The sequence below is a fragment of the Streptomyces sp. NPDC049577 genome, assembly GCF_040675635.1.
Lineage (GTDB): Bacteria > Actinomycetota > Actinomycetes > Streptomycetales > Streptomycetaceae > Streptomyces.
The window spans coordinates 1-9,918 of sequence record NZ_JBFAPH010000232.1 but is presented as its reverse complement, the minus strand read 5'-3'; the positions used below and the strand labels follow the sequence as shown (position 1 = coordinate 9,918).

Here is a 9,918-nt window from a genome sequence, read left to right as displayed (position 1 = left end):
GCACGGCCCCGGCGACGACGACCCCGCCGCGTACATCATGTACACCTCCGGATCGAGCGGCCGACCCAAGGGCGTGGAGATCGCGCAGTCGAGCATCTGCAACTTCCTCGACGTCGTCCCCCTGGTGTACGGCGTCCGGCCGGACGACCGGGTCTACCAGGGCATGACCGTCTCGTTCGACTTCTCCATCGAGGAGATCTGGCCGACCTGGGCGGTCGGCGCGACGCTCGTCGCGGGGCCGGCCGGCCCCGGTAGGTTCGGTGCCGAGCTCGCCGACTTCCTGGAGGAGCACGGCGTCACGGTGCTGTACTGCGTGCCGACGCTGCTGGCGACGGTCCCCCGGGAGCTTCCGCGCGTCCGCACCGTCGTCGTCGGCGGCGAGGCGTGCCCCGCCCGGCTCGTCGAGCGGTGGAGCCGGCCGGGACGCCGCATGCTCAACACCTACGGGCCGACCGAGGCCACCGTCACCGCGACCTGGGCCGAACTGCTGCCCGGCCGGCCCGTGACCATCGGCCGGCCGCTGCCCACCTACACGGCGGTGCTGCTGGACGAAGAGCGCCGGCCGGTGCCCGACGGCACGGTCGGCGAGATCTGCCTCGGCGGCCCCGGCGTGGCCCGCGGCTACGTCGGCCGGCCGGACCTGACGGCCGAACGGTTCGTGGAACACCCGCTGGCACCCCCGGGCGGCAGGCTCTACCGCACCGGGGACCTGGGCCGGACGACCCGCGACGGGGAGATCGAGTACCTGGGCCGGGCCGACGCCGAGGTGAAGGTCCGGGGCTACCGGGTGGACCTCGGCGAGATCGACAACGTGCTGCTGGAGGACCCGGGCGTGGCCGAGGCGGTCACGGCGCTGGTGCCGGCCCCGGACGGGAGCGGGGCCGGCGGCGAGCTGGCCGCCTACGTGGTGCGCGCGCCGGGCGGCGCGAACGGGGGCGACGGGCCGGACGGGGACATCGATGCGCGCCTGCGCGCCAGTCTGCGGCGCAGGCTGCCCGCGTACATGGTGCCGTCCTTCCTGGACGTCCTCCCCGAACTCCCGACCATGCCCAGCGGCAAGGTGGACCGCGGCCGGCTCCCCGCCCCGGCCGGCCGGCGCGCCATGACGGACGGACCGGTGGTGGCCGCCGGGGACGAGCTGGAGGCGCGGGTGCGGGAGGTGTGGGCGGAGGTGCTCGGCACCGAGCCCGGGTCCCTGTCGGTCGAGGCGGACTTCTTCGCCGGTCTCGGAGGTCACTCCCTGCTCGCGGCCCGGGTGGTGTCCCTGCTGCGTGCCCGCGGCATCGGCGAGAGCGCGACGCTGCGCGACCTCTACGCCGAGCCGACCGTACGCGGCCTCGCGGCACGGCTGCGCGGCACGGCGGAGGCGGTGGGGCCGCCCGCGCCACCTCGCCCGGAGGCGATCCGTCACAGCGGCCGCCGCATCGCGGCCGCGGGGGCGTGGCAGGCCGGCGTGCTCTATCTGCTGCTGCTCCTGCTCACCCTGCCACTGGCCTGGACGTACGACCGGTCCGGCGGCAGCATCCCGGACGCGGTCCCGGTGGGGCTGGCGGTCGCGATGCTGCTCGGCTACCTCGGCGTGCGCTGGATCGTGCCGGTGGTGCTGGCCCGCCCGCTGGCCGCGGGCATCCGGCCGGGCCGCTACCGGCTGTGGGGCCCGACGTACCTGCGGCTGTGGGTGCTCGACCTGGTGCTGGCCCTCGGCCCGCTGCGGCTGCTGAGCGGCTCGCCCATGATGGGCCCCTATCTGCGGCTGCTCGGCGCGCGCGTCGGGCCGCGCACCACGATCGCCACCGGGCTGGTCTCCCTGCCGGGCATGGTGCGCGTCGGCGGTGACGCCTCGGTCGGTTACGGCGTCACGCTGCATCCGTGGCGGGTGGCGGACGGCTGGGTGACCGTCGCTCCCGTCGAGATAGGCCGGGGCGCCTGTGTGGGGGCCAACGCCGTTCTGGAACCCGGCGCCCGGCTGGGGAACGGGGCCGGGCTCGGCGAGCAGTCGGTGCTCGCCCGGGGCGAGGCGGTGCCCGCCGGGGCTCGCTGGGCCGGGTCGCCGCCGGGGCCGGTCGACGCCCTCGCCCCCGACGTCGAGGCGATGCTGCACGACGGCGAGGAGCCGGGGCGGTGGCGGGTGCGGCATCTCGCCGCCGCACTGCTCGGCCTGGTGCTCCTGGAGGCGGCCGCACTGGCGATGCTGCTGCCGGGGCTCGCGCTGGTGTGGTGGACATGGACCCGGTGGGGCCCGCCCGCCACTGCCGCCGCCACCGCGCTGTCCGGTCCGGTGTTCGTGCTCACCGTCTGCGGCGTGGTCGCCCTCGGCAAGCGCCTCGTGCTGTCCCGGGCACCCGCCGGGATCCATCCGGTGCGCTCCTCGCTGGGCGTGCGCAAGTGGGCGGCGGACAAGCTGCTGGAGACCAGTCTCGGGGCCACCAACTCGCTCTACGCCACGCTGTACACGGTGCCGTGGCTGCGGCTGCTGGGCGCCCGGGTCGGCCGGGGGGCCGAGGTGTCCACGGCCGCGCACCTGGATCCGGACCTGCTCTCCCTCGGCGACGGCAGCTTCGTGGCGGACATGGCCACCGTCGGCGCGGCCTCCTTCGCGGCCGGGCGCGTCTCGTTCGGGCCCACCGAGGTGGGGCGGCGCGCGTTCGTCGGCAACGCCGCGTGCGTGCCGGCCGGTACGCGGACGGGGCCGGAGTCCCTGGTCGGCGTGGGCACGGTGCCACCGAGGGACGGCGTGCCCGGCGGCACCTCGTGGCTGGGCTCGCCCGCGATGTATCTGCCGGTCCGGCAGCGCAGCGGCTCGTTCCCCGAGGAGCTGACGTTCCGGCCGACCCGCGGGGCCGTGGTCCACCGGCTGGGCGTGGAGTTCCTGCGCGCCACGATGCCCGCGGCGGTCCTGACGGCGGGCGCCGTGCTCTACCTGCTGGCGCTGACCGGGGTGGCGCACCGGGCGGCCGCTCCCGTGACCGTGCTGCTGTCCCCGGCCCTCGCGGTGGGCGCGGGACTCGCGGTGATCGCCTACTGCGCGGCGGTCAAGCGCCTGGTGGTCGGGACCTACCGGCCGCGCGTCGAGCCGCTGTGGGCCCGTTTCGTGCGGCGCACCGAGTTTGTCACCGGTCTGTACGAGGCCGCGGCGGTGCCGGCCGGGGTGGGAACCCTGGTCGGCACTCCGTTCCTGCCGCCGGTGCTGCGCCGGTTCGGGGCCCGCGTGGGCCGGCGGGCCTGGATCGGGACGACCTATCTCACCGAGTTCGACCTGGTGGAGGTGGGCGACGACGCGGCGGTCGGCACGGGCGTATCGTTGCAGACGCATCTGTTCGAGGACCGCGTCATGAAGATGTCGCGGGTCACCGTGGGGTCCGGGACGAGCATCGGCACCCGGGCGGTCGTCCTCTACGACTCCGAGGTCGGCGAGGGCGTCTGGCTGGAGGCGCTGTCCCTGCTGATGAAGGGCGAACGCCTGACGCCGGGCACGCGGTGGGGCGGCATCCCGGCCCAGGGAATGGCCGGCCCGCCCGCAGGTTCCCGCGCGAGCTCCCCGGCGCCCCCGACGATCCGGTAAGGCGGTACCGACCGTGTCTCCCCGATTCCTCGACGCCCTGCGCGGCCGGACGTCCGGCGCGCGGAGCGCCCCCTTGCCGGACCCCGGGCGGCGCCCGCTGGCGCTCGTCTACCGGGGACCGGCCTCGCTGCCCGGCTGCCCGGAGGCGGTGGCCGAGCTGCTCGCCGCCGGCCCCTGGGACCTGGACGTCCGCTACACCGGGCCGCGCGAGGAGGTCCCGCTGACGGCCGAGGCGCTGTCCCGCGCCCTGGTGTACGCGCAGCCCGGCGGCGGTTCGCTCGATCCCGCCTACCGCCGTCTGCGGCGGGAGGCCGAGGTGATCCGCGGCTACGTCCACGGCGGCGGCCGCTACCTCGGCTTCTGCCTGGGCGGCTATCTGGCCGGCTTCGACCCGGGCCTCGGCATGCTGCCCGGGGACACGGACCAGTACATCACCACGCCCGGCGCCACGGTCGACCACGAGAAGGACACGGTCGTCGACGTGGTGTGGCGCGGGCAGCCGCGCACCGTGTTCTTCCAGGACGGACCGCACTTCATCCTCGACGCGGGGGCGGACGCGAAGGTGCTGGCCACCTACCCGAACGGGACGGTCGCGGCGCTCGTCACCTCCTTCGGGACGGGCCGTCTCGGGGTCGTCGGGCCCCACCCGGAGGCGACCGACGAGTGGTTCACCGACGCCCGTCTCCCCGTCCAGCGCACGCGCGACCTCGGCCTGGACCTCGCGGCCGCGGTGCTGGACGACTGACCGGACGGCCCGGTCCGCGTCAGCCTGCCGCCTGCGCGGCCAGGCGCGCCTCGATCTCGTCCGCCCCGGCGTGGCCGACGGCGAGGACGGCGACCCGGTCGCCGTCGACGGCGAGCAGCGTCGGGAAGCCCTGGACGCCCAGCTCGGCGGCGCGGCGGAAGTCGGCGCGGGCGGCGGCCCGGGCCCCCGGAGCGGCGAAGGCGGCGGCGACGGCGTCCCCGTCCAGGCCCGCGCGCCCGGCCACGAGACGGTAGGTCTCCGGGTCGGACAGGCTCAGGCCCTCGACGTAGAAGGCCTCCTGGAGGTCCCCGGCGAGCCGCGCGGCGAGCGCGGGGGCGGCCTCGCGCAGGGCGGCCGTACCGCATGCGGCGGCCTCGGAGTCCATGACGAAGGAGCCGTCGGCGATCAGCCGTTCGTAGGCCTCCCCGAACACGGCGCCCGTCAGCTCGCTGATCTTGGCGTTGGCCCCGCGGACGTATCCGAACTCGCGGATGGGCACCCGGCGGGGGCCGGTGAACAGGCCGCCGGAGACGACCTCGACGGGCAGCTCGGGGTGGCGGCGGGCGATCTCGGCCAGGGTCGGCGAGAAGCCGTGGGACCAGCCGCAGTAGGCGTCGAAGACGTAGACGAGCTTCATGGGGATCTTTCGGTCGTACGGAGCCCGCGCGGGCTGCGCGGCATTCACCTGCTGCAACAGTATCTGAGCGGTCAGGTATTCCTCTGCTCAGCGCAGGCGCGGGAGCGCGTCGCGCGCGGCGTGGCTGAGGATGCGCAGGTCCTCCGTGAACCGCTCGCGATGCTCGGCGGGCAGCGGCTCCAGGAAGTGGCGGCGGATGTTCTCCACGTGGACCCGTGCCGCGCGCACCACGGTCTCCTCGCCGAGCGGCGTCAGCCGGACCAGCCGCCCCCGGCGGTCGTGCGGGTCGGCGTCCCGGGCCACCAGCCCTGCCGCCTCCATGCGGTCGACGAGCCGGGTCACGCCGCCGGTGGTCAGCACCCGCTCCTGGGCGACGGCCCGCATCGGCAGTCCGGACTCCCCCGCCCGGCCCAGGATGAGCAGCACCTCGAACACCGGATGGCTGATCCCGCACTCCTCCTCGATCGCCCGGCCCAGGATGTACTCCAGCCGGTTCGCGGCCCCCTGCAACCGCCCGAAGGCCAGTACGAGGCCGTCGTTGGCCGCCTGTTCGGCCGTCTCGATCCCTCTGCCGCCGTCCGCCACCTGACCCGGCCCCTCTCCGCGCTGCCGATCCGGCGCCCCTCGCGCCGCCGACGAGCCTACGGGGCGCCGGCGGCGGGCACGGCGGGGCGGGGCCCGCGCTGTGCGGCCGGACTTTCAGCGCAACTCGGCCGCGATATCGCCGGAAGGCTTCTCTTCCGCCGGATTCCCGGAAGAATCACGGCGTCGCACGGAATCCGCCGTGCAGGGGAGGGGATCTCATGGACGCGTACCGAAGACTGAGCCGGCGAAATCTCTTACGCGCCGGACTGGGGGCCGGAGCGGCCGCCTGGGCGACGCAGTTGCCGGCGGCCCGTGCCCTGTCCGGGCCGCTGCCGCTGGAGCGGGCCGCCTGGGCCGCGCCGGCGGCGGCGCAGGGGGTGTTCCCGGACTGGGCGAGATTCGCCCGGCTGGCCGACGGCACGTTCGACGAGGACGCCGACCCGGCCCGCGACATGCAACCGGTGATCAATACGCTGAAGGCACAGAACGTCAGCGTGATCGAGCTCGACACCATTCTGTCGAACTGGATCACGGAGGCGGATTTCAGCCAGCACCTCGGAAAGATCAGGGATTTCGTACGGCTCGCCCACGCGGCCGGAATTCGCGTGGTCATGTACTACCCGTCGCTGGAAGTGATCAGCGTCGGCGGTGAGCAGGGGCCCTCGTTCTACAAGGACGGCGGCGGGAAGTCCTGGGTGCAGCGCTCGCTCGACGGCAAGCCGAACGTCTTCTACGGCAGCCTGGTGGTCTGGGTGGACCCGGGCGACGAGAGCTGCTGGGTCAGCCCCAACTCCCCCTGGCGGGACTTCTACCTCGGCCGGATCAAGGCGCTCGCCGGCACGGGCCTCGACGCGATCTGGCCGGACGTGCCCATCTACTTCGACGGCGCGATGAGCTGGTGCGACGGGTCGACCTGGGCGGCGGACGCGTTCCGGGCCGACACCGGGCTGGCCCTGCCGGCCAAGGCCGACTTCGGCAACCTCGCCTTCCGCCGCTACGTCGAGTGGCGGCACCGCAACCTCCTCCAGTGGCAGCTCGACATCGCCGCCGCCGGGCGCTCGGTCAACCCCGGTCTCGTCACCTTCGTAGAGACGGTGAGCATGGACTACCAGTACGCCACCCTGGTCGGCCTCGACGGCGCGTACCTGCGCAAGGCCGAGGGCGTAAGCCAGATGTGGGAGGTGGACATCCTCGGCAACTACGACGGGATGCGCCACGCCACCGCCACGGACTGGACCTGTCTGATCTCCATGTACAAGTACGCGCGGGCGGCCAGCGGCGCCAAGCCCGCCTGGGCGTTCTCCTACGGGTGGAAGGCGGACGACGCGTCGCTGGTGATGGCCGAACTGCTGGCGGCCGGCTGCAATCCGTACGAGGTGAAGAGCCCGTACAAGAACGACACCACCGACAAGGCGATGCGCACCCGCATGTACGCCTTCGTGGCCGCGAACCAGGAGAGGCTCTACAACGCGACGTCCGCGGCCGAGGTCGGCGTCTACCACTCCTCGGCCTCCCGCGACTTCGTCAGCCCCGCCGAGGGCACCGGCATGTACGTCACGACGAAGGCCCCGTCGGGGGTCAAGGACTGGTGGAGCTCCGGCAGCGCGCAGGAGAGCTGCACGAAGCAGGCGTGGCTCGGGGAGTTCCGCGGCACGGTCAAGGCGCTGGTGTACGCGCACATCCCCTTCACCACGGTCACCAGCCCCGGGCTGACCGCCGGCGATCTGGCGGGGCTGCGGGTGCTGATGCTGCCGAACCTCCAGGCCGTCTCCGACGCGGAGGCCGAGGTGCTGCGCGGCTTCGTCTCGGGCGGCGGCACGGTGGTGATCACCGGTCCGGCGCCGACGGCCCTGGACGAGCTGGGCACGGCCCGGGCCGAGTACGCGCTGGCGGACGTGCTGGGCTTCCGCAAGGCGGACGCCTTGCCGGCGAGCCGGCGGAACACCTTCGGCGCCGGGACGTGCATGTATGTCAAGGCCCTGCTGGGCCATGGGTATCTGGCCACGACGGACCGGGCGGCCGGGGACGAGCTCCTGGCGCCCGTACGGGCCGCCGCGCCGCCGGCGGTGACGCTCACCGGTGACCAGCGGATCCATCTGGAGCTCGGCCGGCTGGGGGACGACGTTGTCGTGCAGCTGGTGAACTTCACGTGCTTCGGGGACACGCCGGGGGCGTTCCGTACGGTGCCGGCGGCTTGTTCGGTAGCACTGCGCGTGCCGGGTGGGAAGCGGGTGGTCTCGGCGGCGGTCGGTTCGCCGGACGCGGCTTCGCCGCAGCCGGTGCCGGTGCCCTTCGCTGTGGCAGGGGACACGGTGAGCGTCGAGCTCACCGTTGCTCAGTACTCGGTGCTGACGGTGACCCTGGGCTGAGGTCCCGTCGGTCGCCGCGGGCCGGTGGCCGCTTGTCTTCCCCACCCGCCCATCCCTCACCCCGACCGTGGGGCGGGGACTCGCCACAGGCTCGTGGGGTGGTCCTCGTCTCCCCCGTGGGATTCGAAAGCGATCCACCGGCCGTCCGGGGACCAGCTCGGGGCGCCGTCGTAGGTGTTCTTCGCGTTGGTCACCCGAGTCGGGCGGCCGCCCCCGGACTGGATGGTGAAGATCTGCGGGAGATCGAGGCCACCGGCGGTGGACGAGAAGACCACCGAGCGGCCGTCCGGCGACCAGCTGGGATCCGTGTGCTCGCCGGGGGTGGTGGTGAGACGGCGCAGGCCGGTGCCGTCGGCGTGCACGGTGTAGAGGGCCCAGTCCTCGCCACCGGCCTCGCGGCGCTGGAAGACCAGCCGGTCGCCCGTCGGCGACCAGTTGGGCTGCCGGTTGTCCGTGTGGGTCGCGGGGCCGTCCAGAATGCGGACGGCCCCCGTGCCGTCGCGGCGTACCTTCCACAGGGAGCCGAGGCCGGGCTCGCCCGACTCCTTCTCCACGCTCTCCTGGAAGACGATCCACCGGCCGTCGGGCGAGAAGCTGGGCTCCAGATAGCCGGAGTCGCCGTCGTGCGCGGTGATCCGCACGGGCCGGCCGCCGGGTTCGATGACCCAGACCTCGTCCCGGCCGGCGCGGTCGGAGGCGAAGGCGACCCCGGCCGAGGGGTGCCAGCTGGCGCCGGGCAGGTTCACCGCGGCCCGGTCGGATTCGTCCAGCAGGGTGCGCGGACCGCCGGTGCCGGTCAGGGGCAGGACCCGCAGGGCCGCCTCGCCCTCGTTGTAGCCGTCGTGGAAGACGGTGAACAGCAGGGACCTGCCGTCCGGGGAGAACGCGGGGTTCTGGGCGCTGGCCCCGCCGTGCCCCTGGTAGAGCCGTTCGGCGCGGTCGGCGCGCCGGGGCGTGGGTTCCGGGTCGTCCCCGGAGCCGCCGCAGGCCGTCAGGACGGCGAGTGCGGTCAGCAGAGTGGCCACGACGTACACGTGTCTGCGCACCGCACCGACCGTAGGGGCGGGGCCGGCACGGGACCAGGCAGAATCAGGACGTGTCCAGAAACAGCAAGCACCGCACCCCGGCGATCGCTCCAGACTCCCCCTGCCCCTGCGGGCTGGGGGCCGCGTACCGCGACTGCTGCGGGGTCTTCCACGGCGGCCGGGGCGCCGCCCCCACGGCCGAACGGCTGATGCGCTCGCGCTACAGCGCCTTCGTCGTGGGCGACGCCGCCTATCTGCTCCGGACGTGGCACTCCTCGACGCGTCCGCGCGCCCTCGACTTCGACCCGGACATCCGGTGGACCGGGCTGGAGATCCTCGCCACCTCCGACGGCAGCGCGTTCCACTCCGAGGGCACGGTCGAGTTCCGGGCGCACTGCCGCGCGCACGGGCAGGAGGACTCGCAGCACGAACTCAGCCGCTTCGTCCGCGAGGACGGGCGCTGGGTCTATCTGGACGCGGTCGGCTAGCGGGCCGCTTCAGGGGGCCCGGGCATTACCCCGCAGGTAATCGACCGCCGGGGCCGCGGGCGGGAGAGTGGGTGTCACGGGCCGCCGGGGCCCGTGACCACGACGACCGGAGGAGACCGCTCGTGCCCGCCTACGCCCTCGCCAACTTCCGCGCCTCCCGCCCCACTCCCGACGTGATCGAGTACGTCGAGCGCATCCAGGCCACACTGGACCCGTACGACGGGCACTTCATCGTGCACGGCGGCGGGAACATCGAGGTGCTGGAGGGCGCGTGGGACGGGCCGGTCGTCATCATCGCCTTCCCCGGCGTGGAGCAGGCACGGGCCTGGTACGCCTCGCCCGCGTACCAGGCCATCCTGCCGCTGCGCACGGACCACGTCGAGGGTGACGTGATCCTGATCGAGGGGGTCGGTCGTCGGGCAGGGCCCAGTGGTGGTCGTCCAGGGACAGCGGCATGTCGCCGGGGAGCTGCTCCAGCAGGGCGCGCAACTCGCCCACGGTGTCGAC

Annotated in this window: 8 protein-coding genes; 5 read left to right on the top strand and 3 right to left on the bottom strand. The window is 74.1% G+C overall.

Translation table 11 applies throughout. From position 1 onward, the window contains the following. Both AB0K09_RS23285 and AB0K09_RS23280 read left to right on the top strand, forming a co-directional pair. On the top strand, nucleotides 1-3,562 hold a 3,562-nt coding region (locus tag AB0K09_RS23285), incomplete at its 5' end, for a Pls/PosA family non-ribosomal peptide synthetase (protein ID WP_366067311.1). 13 nt (nucleotides 3,563-3,575) lie between these two features. After that, nucleotides 3,576-4,307: a BPL-N domain-containing protein gene (locus AB0K09_RS23280; RefSeq protein ID WP_366067310.1), complete on the top strand. Its 732-nt coding sequence runs from the start codon at nucleotides 3,576-3,578 to the stop codon at nucleotides 4,305-4,307. Between the two features lie 19 nt (nucleotides 4,308-4,326). On the opposite strand, the gene AB0K09_RS23275 is transcribed toward AB0K09_RS23280, so the two are convergent. Beyond that, on the bottom strand, nucleotides 4,327-4,944 hold the full coding sequence (locus AB0K09_RS23275) for a DsbA family protein (protein WP_366067309.1): 618 nt from the start codon (nucleotides 4,942-4,944) through the stop codon (nucleotides 4,327-4,329). An 87-nt stretch (nucleotides 4,945-5,031) separates the two neighbouring features. Next, a complete protein-coding gene (locus AB0K09_RS23270; protein WP_366067308.1) occupies nucleotides 5,032-5,529 on the bottom strand; it encodes a MarR family transcriptional regulator in 498 nt (165 codons plus the stop codon). Between the two features lie 218 nt (nucleotides 5,530-5,747). On the opposite strand from AB0K09_RS23270, the gene AB0K09_RS23265 reads away from it, so the two are divergent. Further along, nucleotides 5,748-7,898, top strand: coding sequence for a hypothetical protein (locus AB0K09_RS23265; RefSeq protein ID WP_366067307.1), 2,151 nt, complete (start codon nucleotides 5,748-5,750; stop codon nucleotides 7,896-7,898). Nucleotides 7,899-7,954: 56 nt separating this feature from the next. Here AB0K09_RS23265 and AB0K09_RS23260 read toward each other — a convergent pair whose 3' ends face one another. Then, complete coding sequence (locus tag AB0K09_RS23260) at nucleotides 7,955-8,944, bottom strand: hypothetical protein (RefSeq protein WP_366067306.1); 990 nt, start codon at nucleotides 8,942-8,944, stop codon at nucleotides 7,955-7,957. A gap of 50 nt (nucleotides 8,945-8,994) precedes the next feature. On the opposite strand from AB0K09_RS23260, the gene AB0K09_RS23255 reads away from it, so the two are divergent. Next, nucleotides 8,995-9,411: a YchJ family metal-binding protein gene (locus tag AB0K09_RS23255; protein ID WP_366067305.1), complete on the top strand. Its 417-nt coding sequence runs from the start codon at nucleotides 8,995-8,997 to the stop codon at nucleotides 9,409-9,411. 122 nt (nucleotides 9,412-9,533) lie between these two features. Beyond that, a partial coding sequence (locus AB0K09_RS23250; protein WP_366067304.1) for a DUF1330 domain-containing protein occupies nucleotides 9,534-9,918 on the top strand: 385 nt, incomplete at its 3' end.